A 632-nucleotide genomic window follows, 5' to 3' on the forward strand; every position below is an offset into this window, starting at 1 on the left:
TCGTAGTCGTAGTGGCTGTCATCGCGCTGGCGCAGGCGGTTGCCCTGCATCCGGGTGGGACCGGGGCGGTCGTGGATCAGCAGGTTGCCGGCCGGGTCGTGGCTGAAGTGTTCCAGCGACTCGTCGCGCCGGTGCCGCACGCGGGTCAGGCGGTCGAGCGGGTCGTACTGGTAGTGGCGCTGGCCGTGGCGGCTGTCGTCGATCTGCAGCAGGTTGCCGTGGGCGCTGTAGGCATAGTCGCGGCGGTACAGGGTCTGCTGGTTTTGCCTGACGGCATGCGCTTGCAGGCGGCCCTGGTCGTCGTAGGCATAGTCACTGAGCAGATGACCCTGCTGGCGTTGCTGTTCGCGGCCCGCGACAACGCGGTGGCTGGTCAAGCGCGTGCCGTTGAGGTCGATGGCGCTGAGCGCACCCCCTTCGGCGTGGTGGTAATCCAGCACGCAGCCGTCGGGCAGGCGCAGGCGCTTGAGCCGGCCGCCGCTGTCATAGGCGTAACGCAGGGTGCCCCAGCCCTGGTGTTCGGTGATCAGGCGGTCCTGGCGGTCGTATTCGAACTCCAGCGGATGGTCCTGGCCGTCGTCGACGCTACGCAGGCGACCCAAATCGTCGTAGCGGTAGGCGACCTTGACCCC

General features: G+C 68.0%; 1 protein-coding gene. It reads right to left on the bottom strand.

What is annotated here, in order from left to right:
- Positions 1-632: RHS repeat domain-containing protein (locus PMI28_RS02285; protein ID WP_007992117.1), on the bottom strand; the 632-nt coding region annotated here is incomplete at both ends.

Source organism: Pseudomonas sp. GM48 (genome assembly GCF_000282335.1).
Classification (GTDB): domain Bacteria; phylum Pseudomonadota; class Gammaproteobacteria; order Pseudomonadales; family Pseudomonadaceae; genus Aquipseudomonas.